Origin of the sequence: Corynebacterium sp. TAE3-ERU2, assembly GCF_019209955.1 — a bacterium.
Classification (GTDB): Bacteria; Actinomycetota; Actinomycetes; order Mycobacteriales; family Mycobacteriaceae; genus Corynebacterium; species Corynebacterium megadyptis.
Window position 1 is genome coordinate 38,881 of the sequence record NZ_JAHUTL010000003.1, and the last position, 17,489, is coordinate 56,369.

17 protein-coding genes are annotated in these 17,489 nt (G+C 66.3%); 3 read left to right on the top strand and 14 right to left on the bottom strand.

Annotated features, from left to right (window positions below):
• Positions 1 to 4: 4 nt before the first annotated feature.
• From guaA to dacB, 14 genes are all read right to left on the bottom strand, one after another.
• Positions 5 to 1,573, bottom strand: a complete 1,569-nt coding sequence (guaA, locus tag KRX12_RS05025; protein WP_218365122.1) for a glutamine-hydrolyzing GMP synthase — start codon at positions 1,571 to 1,573, stop codon at positions 5 to 7.
• Positions 1,574 to 1,584: 11 nt separating this feature from the next.
• Positions 1,585 to 2,358, bottom strand: a complete 774-nt coding sequence (locus KRX12_RS05030; protein ID WP_370625547.1) for a class I SAM-dependent methyltransferase — start codon at positions 2,356 to 2,358, stop codon at positions 1,585 to 1,587.
• Positions 2,348 to 2,674: a cupin domain-containing protein gene (locus tag KRX12_RS05035; RefSeq protein ID WP_218365945.1), complete on the bottom strand. Its 327-nt coding sequence runs from the start codon at positions 2,672 to 2,674 to the stop codon at positions 2,348 to 2,350. The genes KRX12_RS05030 and KRX12_RS05035 overlap by 11 nt, the downstream gene beginning before the upstream one ends.
• Before the next feature lie 64 nt (positions 2,675 to 2,738).
• The gene (locus KRX12_RS05040) at positions 2,739 to 3,515 is read right to left on the bottom strand and encodes a pantoate--beta-alanine ligase (protein ID WP_218365946.1); all 777 of its coding nucleotides are present in this window, start codon (positions 3,513 to 3,515) and stop codon (positions 2,739 to 2,741) included.
• Positions 3,515 to 4,327 (bottom strand): DUF6779 domain-containing protein, encoded by an 813-nt coding sequence (locus KRX12_RS05045; protein ID WP_218365947.1) that lies wholly within the window; start codon positions 4,325 to 4,327, stop codon positions 3,515 to 3,517. Before KRX12_RS05045 ends, KRX12_RS05040 begins: the two co-directional genes overlap by 1 nt.
• A gap of 54 nt (positions 4,328 to 4,381) precedes the next feature.
• Positions 4,382 to 4,846: a DUF3180 domain-containing protein gene (locus tag KRX12_RS05050; RefSeq protein ID WP_218365948.1), complete on the bottom strand. Its 465-nt coding sequence runs from the start codon at positions 4,844 to 4,846 to the stop codon at positions 4,382 to 4,384.
• Positions 4,843 to 5,325 carry a 2-amino-4-hydroxy-6-hydroxymethyldihydropteridine diphosphokinase gene (gene folK, locus KRX12_RS05055; RefSeq protein WP_218365949.1) on the bottom strand — a complete coding sequence of 161 codons (483 nt, stop codon included), beginning with the start codon at positions 5,323 to 5,325 and terminating at the stop codon, positions 4,843 to 4,845. Before folK ends, KRX12_RS05050 begins: the two co-directional genes overlap by 4 nt.
• A 6-nt stretch (positions 5,326 to 5,331) precedes the next feature.
• The gene (folB, locus tag KRX12_RS05060; protein ID WP_218365116.1) at positions 5,332 to 5,691 is read right to left on the bottom strand and encodes a dihydroneopterin aldolase; all 360 of its coding nucleotides are present in this window, start codon (positions 5,689 to 5,691) and stop codon (positions 5,332 to 5,334) included.
• On the bottom strand, positions 5,691 to 6,542 hold the full coding sequence (gene folP / locus KRX12_RS05065) for a dihydropteroate synthase (protein WP_218365950.1): 852 nt from the start codon (positions 6,540 to 6,542) through the stop codon (positions 5,691 to 5,693). The genes folB and folP overlap by 1 nt, the downstream gene beginning before the upstream one ends.
• 10 nt (positions 6,543 to 6,552) lie before the next feature.
• Positions 6,553 to 7,131: a GTP cyclohydrolase I FolE gene (gene folE / locus KRX12_RS05070; protein ID WP_218365951.1), complete on the bottom strand. Its 579-nt coding sequence runs from the start codon at positions 7,129 to 7,131 to the stop codon at positions 6,553 to 6,555.
• A gap of 6 nt (positions 7,132 to 7,137) precedes the next feature.
• Positions 7,138 to 9,450, bottom strand: coding sequence for an ATP-dependent zinc metalloprotease FtsH (gene ftsH / locus KRX12_RS05075; protein WP_218365952.1), 2,313 nt, complete (start codon positions 9,448 to 9,450; stop codon positions 7,138 to 7,140).
• A gap of 14 nt (positions 9,451 to 9,464) precedes the next feature.
• Positions 9,465 to 10,049, bottom strand: coding sequence for a hypoxanthine phosphoribosyltransferase (gene hpt, locus KRX12_RS05080; RefSeq protein ID WP_218365112.1), 585 nt, complete (start codon positions 10,047 to 10,049; stop codon positions 9,465 to 9,467).
• 19 nt (positions 10,050 to 10,068) lie between these two features.
• Entirely contained in the window at positions 10,069 to 11,010 is a 942-nt protein-coding gene (gene tilS / locus KRX12_RS05085; RefSeq protein ID WP_218365953.1) for a tRNA lysidine(34) synthetase TilS, read from the bottom strand.
• Between the two features lie 3 nt (positions 11,011 to 11,013).
• Positions 11,014 to 12,300: a D-alanyl-D-alanine carboxypeptidase/D-alanyl-D-alanine-endopeptidase gene (gene dacB, locus KRX12_RS05090; protein WP_218365954.1), complete on the bottom strand. Its 1,287-nt coding sequence runs from the start codon at positions 12,298 to 12,300 to the stop codon at positions 11,014 to 11,016.
• A 148-nt stretch (positions 12,301 to 12,448) separates the two neighbouring features.
• Here dacB and KRX12_RS05095 point away from each other — a divergent pair, with 148 nt between their 5' ends.
• The 3 genes from KRX12_RS05095 to KRX12_RS05105 all read left to right on the top strand — a co-directional run bounded on the left by KRX12_RS05095 (position 12,449) and on the right by KRX12_RS05105 (position 17,421).
• Positions 12,449 to 12,925 carry an inorganic diphosphatase gene (locus tag KRX12_RS05095; RefSeq protein ID WP_151530192.1) on the top strand — a complete coding sequence of 159 codons (477 nt, stop codon included), beginning with the start codon at positions 12,449 to 12,451 and terminating at the stop codon, positions 12,923 to 12,925.
• 147 nt (positions 12,926 to 13,072) lie between these two features.
• Positions 13,073 to 13,528, top strand: a complete 456-nt coding sequence (locus KRX12_RS05100; RefSeq protein WP_218365955.1) for a MarR family winged helix-turn-helix transcriptional regulator — start codon at positions 13,073 to 13,075, stop codon at positions 13,526 to 13,528.
• 5 nt (positions 13,529 to 13,533) lie between these two features.
• Positions 13,534 to 17,421, top strand: coding sequence for a Pls/PosA family non-ribosomal peptide synthetase (locus KRX12_RS05105; protein WP_218365956.1), 3,888 nt, complete (start codon positions 13,534 to 13,536; stop codon positions 17,419 to 17,421).
• Positions 17,422 to 17,489: the final 68 nt, after the last annotated feature.

Here is a 17,489-nt window from a genome sequence, read left to right on the forward strand (position 1 = left end):
CCCGTTACTCCCACTCGATAGTTCCTGGGGGCTTGGAGGTGACGTCCAAGACCACGCGGTTGACGTCCTCCACCTCGTTGGTGATGCGGGTGGAGATCTTCTCCAGCACATCAAAGGGCAGGCGGGTCCAGTCCGCGGTCATAGCGTCCTCGGAGCTGACCGGTCGCAACACGATCGGGTGGCCATAGGTGCGGCCATCGCCCTGCACGCCCACCGAGCGAACATCGGCCAGCAGCACCACGGGGCACTGCCAGATCTCAGCGTCAAGACCGGCTGCGGTGAGCTCGGTGCGGGCAATGAGGTCCGCCTTGCGGAGAGTCTCGAGGCGATCCTCGGTGACCTCACCGATAATGCGGATGCCCAAGCCGGGTCCTGGGAAGGGCTGGCGGCCCACGATCTCCTCGGGCAGGCCCAGTTCGCGGCCCACCGCGCGCACCTCGTCCTTGAACAGCAGGCGCAGCGGCTCGACGAGCTGGAACTCCACGTCATCAGGCAAACCGCCCACGTTGTGGTGGCTCTTAATATTGGCGGTGCCGGAACCTCCGCCGGACTCCACCACATCCGGGTACAGGGTGCCCTGCACGAGGAAGTCCACGCTGGAGCCCTCGGGGGCATCCTCCAGCACACCGGCGACGGCGCGCTCGAAGGAACGGATGAACTCGTGGCCAATAGCCTTGCGCTTATCTTCCGGATCGGTAAGCCCCTTGAGCTTGCCCAGGAAGGCATCGGCCTCGTGCGCGGTCACCAGTTTGGCGCCGGTAGCGGCCACGAAGTCCTGCTCCACCTGCTCCCGCTCCCCGGCGCGCAAGAGCCCGTGGTCCACGAACACGCAGGTGAGGCGATCGCCGATAGCGCGCTGCACGAGCGCGGCGGCGACGGCGGAGTCCACGCCTCCGGAGAGGCCGCAAATCGCGCGGCCATGCTCGCCCACTTGTTCACGGACGGCGTCGATGAGCTCGGTGGCGATGTTCTCGGCGGTCCAGTTCTGCTCCAGGCCGGCAATCTCCGTGAGGAAGCGCTCGAGCACTTCCTGGCCATGCGGAGAGTGCATGACTTCGGGGTGATATTGCACGCCGGCCATGCGCTTGTCGACGTTCTCAAATGCGGCAACGGGCGCACCGGCGGTAGTAGCGGTGACGGCGAAACCCGCAGGGGCCTCGGTCACGGCATCGCCATGGCTCATCCACACCTTGTGGGTGGGTTCGAGCCCGGCGTGAAGCACGCCCTCGGTGGCAGAGAGATCGGTGCGGCCATACTCGCGGGCGCCAGTGGCTGCCACGGTGCCGCCCAGGCTGGCGGTCATGTACTGGAAGCCATAGCAGATGCCGAAGATCGGCAGGCCGAGCTCAAAGATGTCGGAATCGAGCCGCGGTGCTCCTTCGGCGTACACCGAGGAGGGCCCACCGGAGAGAATCAATGCGGCCGGGTTCTTGGCCTTGATCTCTTCAGCCGTGGCTGTGTGGGGCACCACCTCGGAATAAATATTCGCCTCGCGCACGCGGCGCGCGATTAACTGTGCATACTGGGCGCCGAAATCGACGACCACAACAGGATGAGAATTCGCTTGCGTCACAAATGCTTAGCCTAGCAGCCTTTGCGTGCCACGAAAGCCACTGCCGAGAGCTGCTCACGGTGCCGCCGAAATACCGAGCGCATCTGCATAATACGGCGCCGCGCAGTGGGGTTACGTAGGACGCGGTAGAAGAAGCGCAGCGCCCCGCCAAGTCCTTCATCGGCGATGATGCGGGAGGGCTCCAAGAGCCGCATGGGGCTGGTGTCGGTAGCAACTACCTCGAAGCCGGCCTCCTCCAGCAGCTGCTGCCATTCCTCAGCCGGTAGTGGACGCGCGCCCACCTTGATGCTGCGCGAAATCTCCCGCGACACCTCCGTGGCATTATCGCCCGAGACAGCGAGCTCGTGGATCGCATAGCGACCACCGGGGGCGAGGAGACGATAGGTACGCTCCATGACCGCCTTTTTATCCTCGGTGCTGAGCATGGTGAGCATGGCCTCCCCCACCACCAGATCGGCGGAGCCATCGGGCAGTTCGTGGGAGCGGGCATCGGCCACCACCTGCTCGGCCTCGGGGTGGCCGCGCAGCACCTCGGCCAGCTGGGCGCTGCCCTCGGGATTGGGGTCCACGCCGCGATAGCTGCGGGGATGAGCCGCCAGCAGTATATCGGCGGTGCGCCCCACTCCGGGCCCGAGCTCCACAATGCGGTCGGAGGAGGTGGGGTGCGCGGCCTCGATGAGGCGGGTGGTCAGCTCGATCCCGCCGGGGCGCAGCACCCGCTTGCCCATGCTGGCCAGCAGCCAGTGTCCTTGGAGGTATTTTTCGGCAGGCCCTTTACGCGACATCGACATCCACCATCACGAGACTCATATGGGAGGGTTCGAGGGCCTCGAGGGCATGGCGCTCATTGGGGGCGAGATAGATCACGTCGCCGGGGTTCATCTCGTGCTCCTCGCCGGCAACGGTGAAGCTCAGGCGGCCGTCGAGAAGCTGCACGACGACGGCGCGGGGAGAGGCGTGCTCGGTGAGGACTTGGCCGGCGTCGAAGCTGAAGACGACAGTGCGCAGGTGCTCGTTATTGACGAGGACGCGGGAGGTGGTGGCTTCGCGGGCGATGGGAAGATCGCTCAGCACGCCAAGGGCGACGGTGGAGGAATCCATGGGTAACTCCTAGAAAGAGGAAGGTGAATATACCCTTATAGATTTTACACCGATTTTTCCGTGTTTAGTCCTCGCTGAGGTTCTTAAACCCGATGCCGACGGGCACGCCGACATTATCGATGAGCCGCACCCCGTCAATAGTGGCGGCCACGAGCAGGCGGGCCTCGCCGCGCTCGGGGGCTGGGCCGAAGGTACGGGCATCGCGCAGCTCCACATACTCCACGTCCATCCCCGAGAGAATCTCGCGGGCGGTGTCGAGCACCGCTGCGGCGCCATCCTCGGCGCGGTGCGTGGCAGCCAGCAAGGCCGCAGACAGCACCGTGGCCCGATCAATCTGCTCCGCAGACAGCTCGGCCAGGGCGGGCTGCAGGGCCACGCCCGCGGCGGAACGAGTCGGCGGCACCCCGCGCACCGTGGTGGTGAAACCATACTCGGAGATCAGCCGCTGGGTAAGCAGCATAAACTCGAAATCGCGTTCACTGAGCACCACCTGATGCGGATTCACCAGCACCAGCAGGTGCAGCAGCGTAGAGAGGCGCTGTTCCAGCGGCTCAAGACTCGGGGCATCGAGGCGCACGCTCAGCGCGGGCGGGGCCGGCGCGGCGGCGAGGGCATCCACGCCCAGCTCACGGGCGTGCTCCGCGGGGCAGTCCCCCACTACCACCACGACGGCACGCGGCACCATGCGCGCGGCGCGCACCAAGGCCACATGCTGCGGCGCCCAGGACTCACTCAGCGGCACGAGCACGACCGAGCGGCCCGTTTTGCGCATAGCGGAAGCGAAAGTGCGCAGCATCTCGGGGGAATCAATCACCCGTGCTGCACCAGGTTCAAAAGCCATTATTTATTGAAATTCTTCAGCAGATCAGCCACGGACACCGACCCGCTGCGCTCATCGGCGCGGCGGCGGCCATGGTGCGAAGGCTCCGGCTCCGGCTCGGGGGCAGGGGCCCACACGGGCTCGGGCTCCGGCTCGGGCTCCGGCTCCGGTTCCGGTTCCGGTTCGGGTTCGGGCTCCCACAGCGGCTCGGGTTCCGGTTCCGGCTCCGGCTCGGGTTCCGGTACAGGCTCGGGCTCCGGGGTCTCCTCGACGCGATTGAACACGGTGGTCTCCGCATCAAAGGGCGAAGAGCTGCTTGGCTGCTCCGGCTGCGGATCCCAGCGAATGCTGGAGGCTTCCTCGATCTCATGGATACGCTCGGCGGCGGCGCTGAGCGTGGTCGGCTCGTAGTAGACCTGCCCGGTCAGCCGCTCGAGTTGTTCGCGGACGATATCGAGCTGCTCCCGCATAATGGCGATGTTCTCGTCGCGCTCCTCGCGGAGGGCCTCGAGATAGTCCTGCTCGATCTCCAGCTGCTCGGCACGGTGATCGGCGCGCTCGCGCTCCAGCTTCTCCTCGTAGAGATCCCGCTGCACGTTCAGCGCCGCAGTCGCCTCCTCAACCTGGTTGCGATAGCGGAACACAAGGAAAAAGCCCAGCACCGCGGCCCAGAGGGCGGCGAGCACGGCGAGCTTCATCATCGCGTCATTGTTCATGAACAACATGAGCAAGCTGGCGGCAAGTGCCAGCACCACCAACACGATCAGCGCGATCTGGCCTTTGTCACTTTGTTCGGCGTGCTGCTGTTCTTCAGGAGGGGTGGGGGAGCTCATGAATCCTTAATCTACCTAAAACTACCTTCTCGTGGGCTGAGCCCGCGCGGCACGTCAGGCGGGTTCTCCATCTGGCGAGGGCGGTACGCTGCATCCACGCTCGAGATATATTCCGGCGGCGGCCAAAGCCACACCCGCCGCCGCGGAGGTCACGACCCCCGGCAGATCATTCTGCGCGGCGGTGAGCGTGCCGGCCTTGGGCACCACGAAGGTGGCCATGCCCACATACCAGCCGCCCACAATCGCGCCGGTCCACGCCGAGGCCTTCGCCACCACCAGCCACAGGGCCGCGGTGGTGGGGTTGAGCTGGGAGCGGTCCATGCCGATATTGCTGTGATCGACGTTCTCGCGCACCCTTCTGCCCAAGACCACGCAGATCAGCGCCATCGCCCAGAGCGTCACCGAGGCCGTGGCCGAGACGGTCACCAAGGAGCCATAGCGCCCCCAAGTCAGGATCGCCCCGGCAAGCGCGGTGAAGCCGCCGGCAGCCAGCAGCACAGACATGCGGGTGCGTTTCATGCGATCACCTTATCGATCGGAGTAATGGCGGCGCGGTCGGCGGCCGGGAGAGCGTCGATAAGCGCGCTGATAGAGCGGCCGCCGAGGACGGCGTCGGGAGCGATCTCGTGCCATGGAATGAGCACAAAGCCGCGCTGATGGGCATAAGGATGCGGAACGGTGAGCACGGGATCTGTGCTGCTGAAGCCCTCGATGTCCACGATGTCTACGTCGAGGGTGCGCGGGCCCCAGTGGCGCAGCCGCACCCGCTCGGCGCGGGCCTCAAGGGCTTGGCCACGGGCGAGCAGCTCCCGCGGGGAGGAATCGGTGTCCACGATGAGCACGGCATTGAGGAAGTCCGGCTGATCCTCCACACCCCAGGGCGGGGTGGCGTAAAGCGAGGAGCACGCCACCAGCTCCGCCTCGAACTCGTGAAGGACGCTGGCCAGATGCTGTCGGGAAGCACCGGTATTGGAGCCGATCGAGATCACCGCACGCATAGTCACCTACTTCCTCCGGGAGCGACGAGCCACCACGGCCACATCGCGGAAGGGCAGATCGATGGGGGCCTCGGGTTTATGGATGCGCACCTCGATGGCATGCAACTGCGGGAAGGTCTCCATGGCGCGCTCGGCAATCGTGGAGGCCACCGTCTCGATGAGATCGGCGGGCGGGCCGGTGAGCACGGCGTGGGCCAGCTCGGCGAGCTCGCCATAGTGCACGGTGCCGGCGAGCTTGTCCTCGCGGGGAAAGTTCAACCAACAGGTGATATCGGCGATGAAGCGCTGTCCCTCGCGCTTCTCGAAGTCGAAGACCCCGTGATAGCCGGTGGCCTCCAAGCCGGTGAGTTCAATGCGATCAGCCACTAGCCCTCCTCCACATCTCCGGGGTGATTCCACAACTGGGCCACATCCACGGCATCGCGGGATAGCGCCACATCGTGCACGCGGATGCACCAGGCGCCCTGCTGCGCGGCGATCGCGGTGACGGCAGCCGTGGCCGGATCCGGCGCGGAATCGAGGCCGCGGCCGACGCGAATCGCTGCGAGGAAGCGCTTCCGGGACGCCCCCACCAGCACCGGGAACTCGCCAGAGGTAAAAACATGCAGGTTATGCAGCAGCTGCCAGTTATCGAAGGCGGTTTTCGCGAAACCCAGCCCCGGATCCACCGTGATATTTTCCGGCCGCACCCCGGCGTCGATGGCGGCGGTGGTGAGCTCGTCGAGCGCGCGGCGCACATCCTCCACCACGCTGCCCGGGGTATGCGCGGCGCCGGAGGCATTGCCGAAGGTGGCGGCCTTCCAGTGCATGAGGCACACCGGCAGGTTCGTCTCGGCCATCACGGCGCGCATCTCCGGATCGGCGAGGCCGCCGGAGACATCATTAATCAGATCCACTCCCGCAGCGGCAGCGGCCGCGGCCACGCTGGCGCGCATGGTATCCACGGAGGTCTTAATACCTGCGGCGTGCAGGGCCGCGATCACCGGCACCACCCGCTCGCGTTCCAGCACGGGATCCACCCGCGTGGCGCCGGGGCGGGTGGATTCCCCGCCGACGTCGATGATGTCCGCGCCCTCGGCCACGAGCCGGCGGGCGTGCTGCACCGCCACCTCGGGGTCGAGATACTTGCCGCCATCCGAGAAGGAATCCTCGGTGACGTTCACAATGCCCATCACCGTGGCGCGGTGCGGGTGGCGAAGGGAAGCGAGGCTGGTCATGGCAGTATTCCTAGCATCCGCGGATCAGGCTGAGGACTTCGGCACGGGAGGCGGCGGAGCGTTGGAAACCGCCCCGCACCGCCGAGGTGGTGGTCATGGCGCCGGGCTTGCGAATGCCGCGCATCCCCATGCACATATGCTCGCACTCGATCACCACGATCACCGAGTGCGCGCCCAGCTTCTCCACGAGGGCATCGGCCACCTGGGTGGTCAGCCGCTCCTGCACCTGCGGGCGCTTGGCATAAAGATCCACCAGCCGAGCCAGCTTGGACAGGCCGGTGACGGTGCCATTGCTGCCCGGGATATAGCCGATATGGGCGCGCCCATAGAAGGGCACGAGGTGATGCTCGCACACCGAATAGATAGGAATATCGCGCACCAGCACCAGCTCCCGGTGCCCCTCATCGAAGGTGGTATTCAGCACGTCGGCGGGATCCTCGCGCAAGCCAGCGAAGATCTCCTCATAGGCGCGCGCCACCCGCCCCGGGGTGGCGGCGAGGCCCTCGCGATCCGGGTCTTCACCGATAGCGATCAGGATCTCGCGCACCGCACGCTCAATGCGGTCGGCGTCAAACTCGTGCTCGCTCATCGCTTCTTACTCCTGCGCCCGGTGGCTGCCGTTATAGTGCTCGTCCTCGTCGGGGCGCTCCCGCTCCGGCAGACGGAAGCCGATGACCTCGGTGTTCTCGCCATAGTTTTCCACGCCCGGGTGCTGCTTCTGCGGGTCCGGCTGCTGCTCTGGCTGCTGCGGCTGCTCTGGCTGCGGTTGCTGTTGCTGCGGCCAGCCCGGCACGGTCCAGCCCTTCGGCGGCGGGGTGCCGTAGTTGGGGGTGGAGCCGGACTTCGGAGTCCACGGGCCCTGTTCGGGGGCGACGGGAGACAGCTCCTGCTGGCGCTTGGCCATTTCCGCTTCACGACGCGCCCTCGCTGCCTTCGATGCCTCGAGCAGAGAGAAGGGCCGCGGCGGTTCCTCACCGCGCTCGATGGCCTCCTCCACGGGGGTCTTGACCGGTTCGCGGTCGAGCTGAGCCGGGAAGTCGATGTCCTCGGAGGGGAAGACCTCTTCCACCCCGCGGGGCTCGATATCGGTGAACAAGGCCTCCAGATCGGGGCGGCGCAGGGTTTCCTTCTGCAGCAGCTTATAGGCCAAGGCATCGAGGGTATCGCGGTGCTCGCGCAGAATGCGGTAGCTGGTCTCATGCGCCTTACGCAGCAGATAACGCACCTCGTCGTCGATGGTGGCTGCCACCTTCTCGGAGTATTCGATGGAGCCACCGCGGCCCATGCCGGCGAAGGGATCGCCCTGCTCCTCCCCGTATTTCACGAGGCCCAGCTCGGGGGACATGCCGTACTCGGTCACCATGGCCCGGGCGATCTTGGTGGCCTGCTCAATATCGGAGGATGCGCCCGTGGTAGGGGCACCAAAGACGAGTTCCTCGGCGGAGCGCCCACCCATGGCAAAGACGAGCCGGGCGAATAGCTCCTTGCGGTTGTACATGCCCTTATCGTCTTCTTGGGCCGTCATGGCATGACCGCCGGTGCGGCCGCGCGCCAGGATGGTCACCTTGTACACGCGCTCAATATCCTTCAGCGCCCACGCGGAGAGAGTGTGGCCGCCCTCGTGATAGGCGGTGACCTTCTTCTCCTGCTCGGAGATCACCTTGGAGGAGCGTCGCGGGCCGCCGATCACGCGATCGGTGGCCTCCTCGAGCGCATCGGCGGTGATTACGCTGCCGCCCACACGCGCGGTGAGCAGAGCGGCCTCGTTGAGCACATTGGCTAGGTCCGCGCCGGACATGCCGGCGGTGCGCTTGGCCAGCGCCGTGAGATCAGCATCGGGGGCGAAGGGCTTGCCCTTGGCGTGGACCTCGAGAATCTTCTCGCGGCCCTTCAAGTCTGGGTTGGTCACCGGGATCTGGCGGTCGAAGCGCCCCGGACGCAGCAGCGCCGGGTCCAAAATATCGGGGCGGTTGGTGGCGGCCATGAGGATCACGCCCTGGCGATCGCCGAAGCCGTCCATCTCCACCAGCAGCTGGTTGAGGGTCTGCTCGCGCTCATCGTGGCCGCCGCCCATGCCGGCGCCGCGCTGGCGGCCGACGGCGTCGATCTCATCGACGAAGATGATGCAGGGGCTATTCTCCTTGGCCTGCTTGAACAGGTCACGCACGCGCGAGGCGCCCACGCCCACGAACATCTCCACGAAGTCGGAGCCGGAGATGGAGTAGAACGGCACCCCGGCCTCACCGGCGACGGCGCGGGCCAGCAGGGTTTTACCGGTGCCGGGCGGGCCATAGAGCAGCACGCCGCGGGGAATCTTTGCCCCCAGCTTCTCGTAGATAGTGGGATCCTGCAGGAAGTCCTTGATCTCGTGGAGCTCATCCACGGCCTCATCCGCACCAGCCACATCCTCGAAGGTGTTGGTGGGCATGTCCTTGGTGAGTTCCTTGGCCTTGGAGCCGCCGAAACCGAAGGGCCCCATGCCGCCGCCCTGCATGCGGCTGAAGAAGAACATGATGAGGGCGAAGATGAGCAGCAGCGGCAGCATCATCGTCAGCATCGAGCCGATGAAGGAATCCCGCGTGACCTTGGTGGTGAATTTCTCCGGATCGGCCTGGGTGACGCGGTCGAAGATCTCCGGGGCGGTGCGGGCCGGGTACTGGCTCTGCACCTTCTCTACGCCCTCGGTTTTATCCACGGTAATGGGGTCTTTGAGCTCGATGAGCACCCGCTGTTCGCGGTCATCGATGCGGACCTCTTTGGCGTTCTTGTCGTTCAGCTGGGTGAGCGCCACCGAGGTGTCTACCTCGCGGTAGGAGCGGGTATCGTCCGTGAGCTGCACGATGAGGAACAGCCCCACCAGCACAACAGCCGCGATGAGCCCGATATTGAGGATCTTTTTGTTCTTCATAGAGGCCTTTGAGTCTAGTCCTTATACACGCGTTCTTTGAGCAAGCCGATATACGGCAGATCGCGATAGCGCTCGGCATAGTCGAGGCCATAGCCGACAACGAACGCGTTGATGATGTCAAAGCCGACGTCGAGAAGCTCCACCTTGGCGGACACAGCTTCCGGCTTGCGCAAGAGCGTGACCACCTTGAGGGAGGCGGGCTGGCGGTTGCTGAGGTTCTTCATCAACCACGAGAGGGTGAGACCGGAGTCGATGATGTCCTCCACGATGAGCACGTGCTTGCCGGCGATATCGCGGTCCAGATCCTTGAGGATGCGCACCACGCCGGAGGAGGACACAGAGTTGCCATAGGAGGAGACCGCCATGAACTCCATCTGCGCGGGAATGGAGAGCTCGCGGGAGAAATCGGTGATGAAATACACCGCGCCCTTGAGCACGCACACCAGCACGAGGTCATCCTCAATGTCGGCATACTCCTTGCTCACCGTGTCGGCGAGCTCGCGGATGCGTGCGTGCAGGGCTTTTTCGTCGATGATCACGTCTTCGATGTCGTCGTGATACTTGCCCGCGGGAACGGCGATGTCCTTGGCAGATTCCATGATGGTTCCTAGCTGCTAATTAGGGGGATTCGTCCATGACGAGTGTGCCACTTTTTCGGCGCACGACCAATCGTAGCCCCTCCGATGTTTTCCCCACCGCTACCCCACCTTGGCCATGCCAATCCACCAAGAGCGCATCGACGGCGTCAATGATCGCCGCTGACACGGCCGCGTCGTGCTGGCGCAAGAACGCCATAATGGCCCGCACCCGCAGCGGCCGCGGCTCGGCGGCCAGCGCCACGCTCACCCCCTCGGCGTGGATCTCGGGCACCTGAGTGGACAGAAAGTCCGCATCCTCGCGCACGGTGGCGGCGGCCCGGGCGAGGGCAGGTGCCACATCCGCGCCGGTGATCTCGGACAACAGCGGCAGCACCGCAGAGCGGATCGCTACTCGACGCAGCCCCGTATCCGCATTCTGCGGATCCTGCCACGGCTCTAAACCCAGCTCGGCGCAGGCGCCCTCGGTATCGGCGCGGCGCAGACCGAGAAAGGGCCGCTGTACGTGGCGATCCCGCGCCGCCATGCCCGTCACCCGGCCGCGCAGCGCAGACAGCAGCAGCGTCTCGGCCTGATCATCGAGGGTGTGGGCCACCCACAGCGGCCAAGAATCGGCGTGCTGCTGCAGGGCGGCATAGCGGGCCCGCCGGGCCGCCGCCTCCACCCCGCCGACGCGGGCATCCACTGTCACAGGCACCACCACGGCGCTCGCGCCCATGCGGCGGGCGGTGGCTGCGGCGCGTTCGGCCACCTCGCGGGAGCCGGGCTGCAGCTGATGGTCCACGCAGATCGCCCGCACCTGCACCCCCTCGGCGACGGCGGCCGCCACCAGGGCAAGGGAGTCCGGCCCGCCCGAGAGGCCAATCGCCGCCACGGGGGTGGTGAAGGCGCGAACATGGCGTCGACAAGCAAGAAAGTGCGGGCTGCGCCGCGGCAGCGGAATCTCGCCGATATGGGTGGGCATGGGCTAGAAGGAACGAATCGAGGAGGCAATCTCATCCATCGCGGCGCGCGCCGGCAGGATGGAGGCGTCATTGCAGATGAACGCGAAAGCATAGCTATGGCCATTCTCGGCGGGGATCAGCCCCGCGAGCGCCGCGGTATCGGTGAGCGTGCCCGTCTTGGCGCGCACCCAGCCCTCGCCGGCGCTACCGCCGAAACGGGAACTGAGACTTCCCTCGCCGCCGGCCACCGGCAAAGTATCCAGCAACGGCCGCAGCACGGGGTCGCTGGCCACGGCGCTGAGCACCCGAGCGAAAGCGGCCGTGGAGATAGCGTTCTGCTGAGACAGGCCGGAATTGTCCACCATGTCCATGCCGCTGGTGTCGATACCGTGCTCCGCCAGCACCGCCAGAGTGGCGTCGCGGGAGCCATCCTGGGTGGCGGGATAGCCGGTGTGCACCGCCACCTCCCGGCCAAAGGCTTCGGCCATCACATTGTCCGAATGCACCATCATGGTGTGCAGGCGCACCGGCAGCGGCTCGGAGTTCACGCTCGCCAGGGTCGGGCCGGTGGCCTCCGCGGTGCCCACAAACTCCACGCCCAGCTTCTCCGCCAGGGCGTGGGCCACATCCTCCGCCGGGGTGGTGGAGCGCGGCACATCGCCAGAGTCGGCACCCATGCGGGCGCCATTGAGCATCATCGGTTGCATGGGCGCGATATAGCCGCCGCCAATATCGCTCTTATTCCACTTCGAGCTGAACTCCTCCTCCGGCCACACGGAGGTGTCCATGGCCACGGCCTCCACCGGAACCCCAGAGAGCTGCGCGGCGAGCTGGTCGAGCATGGCGTCATTGAGCATCACATCGCCCGCGGCCTTGAGCACCACGGTGCCCTCGCCGGCGTCGTGGACGGTGGTGGTGAGCCGATCGTCCTCGCCCAGCGCGATGAGCGCGGCCGCGGCGGTGAGCAGCTTGGTGGCGGAGGCTGGGCGCATCTGCTCATCCGGATTGAGCGACCACACCTGCTCGCCCGTGGTGGTGTCGGTGAGCACCCCGGCGAAAGAACCCAGGCGCGGATCGCTGGCCAGCTCGGCCACCTGGGCGCCCAGCTGCTCATTATCTACCTCGGCGCTCGGCTCGGCGGGGCTGAAGCTACCGGTCACGGCGTGGGCGCTCACCACCTCGGGGTGGCTGAGACCACGCTCGGTCACATAGGCATCGATACCCACCCCAGCGATGGAGCCGACCGCGGCACCGGCCACAACGATAGAGGTGACCCACCACGCCTTTGAACTCTTCGCCTTCGCAGACATCTCTTCCCTTTAACTCCTATGCGCACTCTTATCCGCCGCACGTACCCGAGCGATTATAGGCCACGCTACGATAGGAGCAGACCCTCCCAGAGGGTGCAGTATGAACAACCCGAACGTTTCCCAGCCGAAAGGGGCTGCAGCTCACACCATGTCTGTTGAAGTAACCATCGAGATTCCCAAGGGCTCCCGCAATAAGTACGAGGTGGACCACGAGTCCGGCAAGGTGTACCTGGACCGCTACCTGTTCACCCCGATGGCCTACCCCTTGGACTATGGGTTCATTGACCACACCCTGGGCGAGGATGGCGACCCCATGGACGCGCTGGTAATCCTGCCCGAGCCCGTATTCCCCGGCGTGATCGTGGAAGCCCGCCCCGTCGGCGTATTCAAGATGACCGATGAGGCCGGCGGCGATGACAAGCTGCTCTGCGTGATCGACGATGTCCGCTGGGACGACATCCAGGACATCGAGGATGTGCCGCAGTCCCTGCGTGATGAGATCGAGCACTTCTTCGTGCACTACAAGGATCTCGAGCCCAATAAGGAAGTTCAGGGCTCCGGCTGGGGCACCAAGGCCGAGGCCGAGAAGATCCTGCAGGACTCCGTGGAGCGCTACGGCAAGTAGAGCATTCTTGTATGACAGATGTGATCTGTCTAGGATCAGGTATGAGGAGTCGGTTCCTCCCTTCGAAGTGGAGATCGAAGGGGGTGGGCCGGCTCCTTTTTGCTGCTATGCGCTCTTTTTTAGGTTCGGTTGGCTACACTTGTGGCTATGGCCATACATCCTGATCTCCCCCAGATGTTGCTTGAATCCCCCTCCTTTCAATTAGAACGGCTCCGCAGGCGCACCCGCGACGAGGTCGAGGCGGCGCTGCAGGAAGAAAACACCAACCTGCGGGAGTACTGGGTATTGTGCTGTCTCGCCACGGCGAGCGCCTCCAGCCAATCCAAGCTCTGCGACATCCTCTCCATGGACGCCTCCGATATGGTGCGGCTCATTGACGCCCTCGAAGAAAAGAAGTGGGTGAAGCGCGAGCGCGATAAACAGGATCGCCGCCGCCAGATCGTCACCACCACCAAGAAGGGCACCAAGGCCCGCGATCACCTCACCGAGATCGTGACTGCAGCCGAGGATCGCGCCTTGGACGAATCCACGAATAAGCAGCTCAAGCACCTCCGCAAGCTGGCCAAGGCCATCATGGCCGCCGAGGCCTCCGACGAGGACTAATCGGCGTGCTGCTGCCCCAATATAGTGCCCGTGTGCGCGCCCCCGAGGCGCGCACACTTATTGATATCCTCAGCGCCACCGCCGCCGCCCATCCCCAGGCCGCCGCTATCGACGACGGCACCGTGCTCACCTATGCCGAGCTCATGACCGAGGTGCGCGCCACCGCCGAGCAGCTACAGGCTCTCGGTATTGGCCGCGGCGCCAGGGTGGGCATCCAGATGGCGTCGGGAAGCGCCCAGCTCTATGTGGCCATTCTGGGCACGCTGCTGGCCGGCGCGGCCTATGTGCCGGTGGATGCCGATGATCCCGCCGAGCGCGCCGCGCTGGTCTTTGGCGAGGCGCATATCGATGCGCTTATCGACGCCGCGGGACTGCGACTCGTTACGCCGCTGCCCCAGGCCTATCCGCCCGGCCCGCCCAGCGTAGACGATGATGCCTGGATTATTTTCACCTCCGGCTCCACCGGCACCCCGAAGGGGGTGGCCGTGACGCATCGCAGCGCCGCCGCCTTCGTGGACGCCGAGGCGCGCTGGTTCCTCGTGGACTCCCCGGGCGGCCCGCTCGGCCCCGAGGATCGCGTGCTCGCCGGACTCTCGGTGGCCTTCGACGCCTCCTGCGAGGAAATGTGGCTGGCCTTCGGGCACGGCGCCTGCCTCGTGCCGGCCCCGCGCTCGCTGGTGCGTTCCGGAATGGACCTCGGGCCGTGGCTGATTCGCCGGGGTATCACCGTGGTCTCCACCGTGCCCACCCTCGCCGGGCTGTGGCCGGATGAGGCTTTAGATAATGTGCGCCTGCTCATCGTCGGCGGCGAGGCCTGCTCCCAGGAGCTCATCGAGCGGCTCGCCACCCCGCAGCGCGAAATGTGGAATACCTATGGCCCCACCGAAGCGACGGTGGTGGCCTGCGGCACCCAACTCCAGCCCGGCCGGCCCGTGAGTATCGGGCTGCCGCTGGATGGCTGGGATCTGGCGGTGGTCGATAGCGCGGGCGAGCCGGTAGCTGTCGGCGAGGTGGGTGAGCTCATCATCGGCGGCGTGGGGCTGGCCCGGTATCTCGACCCAGACAAGGACGCCGAAAAATACGCCCCGCTGCCCGCCCTCGGCTGGGAGCGGGCCTATGCCTCCGGCGATCACGTGCGCCTGGAAGAAGACGGCCTCTATTTCGTGGGCCGCATAGACGATCAGGTGAAAATCGGCGGCCGCCGCATCGAACTCGGCGAAGTGGATGCGGGGCTATCCAGCGTGGAGAATGTGCGCTCCTCCACGGTGGTGGTGCAAAAAACCGGCGGCGGCGATTCCGTGCTGGTGGGCTATGTCTCCCTCGACGACCCGACCGCCGGATTCGATATGGCGCGGGCACAGCAACGCCTCGCCGAGCTCATGCCCGCCGCGCTGGTGCCCAGAATGCATGTGATGGAGGAACTGCCCGTCACCACCGCCGGCAAGGTAGACAAGCGCGCCCTGCCCTGGCCGCTGCCGAGCGCCACCGTGCATAGCGAGGGTATGAGCGAGACCGAGCGCTGGCTCGCCACCGTGTGGGTGGACGTGCTCGGCGTGGCCGTGGACGGCCCACAGGCGGACTTCTTCTCCCTCGGCGGCACCTCGCTTGCCGCCGCCACCCTGGTGGGCCGGATCCGCGAACGCATCCCCACCATGTCCGTGCGGGATCTCTATGACCGGCCGCGCCTCGGGGCGCTCGCCGATTATCTCGACAGCCTCGGCACCCCGGTGCCGGAGGACACCAGCTCCCGGCGCGCCTGCGCCCCAGTGTCTCGCCGCAGCCGCCTGGCCCAGGAGCTCATTCAGATCCCGGTGATGGCGCTGCGGGCCGCCCAGTGGGTGAGCTGGCTCTTCATTATCAATACCCTCCTCTCCCTCCCGAGTGGGATGCCGCTGGTGGATTGGGCGGTGCCGGTGCCCTGGCAGCTATCGCTGCTGTGCACGCTGGTCTTTCTCACCCCGCTGGGCCGGCTGCCGCTGGCGGCCGGCATCATTCGGCTGCTCACCCGCGGCATCACGGCCGGGGATTATCCGCGCGGCGGAAGTGTGCACCTGCGCATCTGGGCGGCGGAACGGGTAGCGGATGTCTGTGGCGCCCGGTCGATTTCCTCGGCGGCGTTCACGGTGAGCTTCGCCCGCATGCTGGGCGCCCGCGTGGGCAAGGGCGTGAACCTGCACACCCCTGCCCCCGTGACTGGGCTGCTGCGCCTCGGCGATTTTTGCTGTGTGGAGCCGGAGGTGGAGCTCTCCGGCTATTGGCTCGATGGCGATACCCTGCACGTGGGCCCGGTGCGCATCGACGCCTATGCCCGGGTGGGTGCGCGCTCGGTGCTGCTGCCGGGCAGCCGCATCGCCGAAGGCGCCCAGGTGGAGCCGGGATCGTGCGTGACTGGGGATAAGAAGGTGAAGAAGTGGTCCCGCTGGGCGGGCTCTCCGGCCCGTAAGGTGGGCAAGCCGAAGGATGACTTCCCGGATTCGCCGCCGCCGCGCAATGCCCGCTGGGTGCCGGTGTACTATCTCACCTCCCTGCTGCTGGGGCTCGTGCCCATCCTGGCCTTGGCCGCTGGCGCGACCGTGGTGGCAGCCGCCACCCAGCTCGCGTCTGGCTCTACCTCCACGGTGCTGGTGGCCCTCGCCACCGCCCCGCTGGGCGCCCTGGTGGCCTTCTGCGCCCTAACCGTGGAGATCTGGGTGCTGGTGCGCGCGCTCCAGCTCGGCTTAACACCCGGGGTGGTGCCGGTGCGCTCGGTGGGCGGCTGGCGGGCGTGGACCATCCACCGGCTCATGGACGATGCCCGGCACTATCTCTTCCCGCTCTATGCCGCGCAGCTCACCCCGGTGTGGCTGCGCAGCCTGGGAGCCCGCATCGGCGCCGATGCCGAGGTATCCACCGCCGTGATGATCCCCGCCCTCACCGAGGTACGCGATGGCGCCTTCTTGGCCGATGACACCTCCATCGCCAGCTATGAACTCGGCCGCGGCTGGCTGTATGTGGATCGCTGCAAGGTGGGCAAGAGGAGCTTCCTCGGCAACTCCAGTGTGACCGGGCCCGGCCGGAAGCTGAGCAAGAACTCCCTGGTGGCGGTGCTGTCCTCCACGCCGAAGAAGCCGAAGGCGGGATCCAATTGGTGGGGCTCCCCGCCCGAGCGCATGCGCCGCGTCGAGGCCTGCGCCGGCGGGGGCACGACCGTGACCTATGATCCGCCCACCTCGCTCAAAGCGCGCCGCGGTGTCGTGGAAACCCTGCGGCTCTTAGCGCCGATGACCTCGGCGACACTGGCGGTGGCGGTGGCGGCGGCACTGCAGGCTCTGCTGCTCGCGCTGGGCCCGGGCGCTGCGGTGGTGCTGGTTCTCTGCGGCGGGCTGCTGCTCATGGCCGCCGGGGCGGTGGCCATGGCGGTGACCGCGGCGATGAAGTGGCTGTGCGTGCGCGCCATCCGCGCCGAGGATCATCCCCTGTGGAGCCGCTTTGTGTGGCTCAATGAGCTGCAAGACGCCTTCGTGGAAACAGTGGCGGCGCCGTGGATTCTCACCCACGCTCTCGGCACGGGAACGCTCTCGCTGTGCCTGCGCAGCCTCGGGGCGGATATTGGCCGCGGCGCGTGGATCGAGTCCTATTGGTTCCCCGAGGCGGATCTCTGCCATGTGGGCACCGGGGCCACTGTGGGGCCGGGCACCGTGGTGCAGACCCACCTCTTCCAGGACCGCGTGATGAGCCTCGATACCGTCAGCATTGGCGACGGGGCCACCTTGGGCGCGCACTCCGTGGCGCTGCCCGCCAGCACCATTGGCGAAGGCACCACCGTGGGCCCGGCCTCACTGGTGATGCGCGGCGATCAGGTACCGCCCCATTCCCGCTGGCAGGGCAATCCGATCGAACCGCAGACCCGCTGAGCCGGCCCGCGAGAAACACTCGAGAAACACCACAGGCGCCACCGATAGGTGGCGCCTGGTGTCGTAAT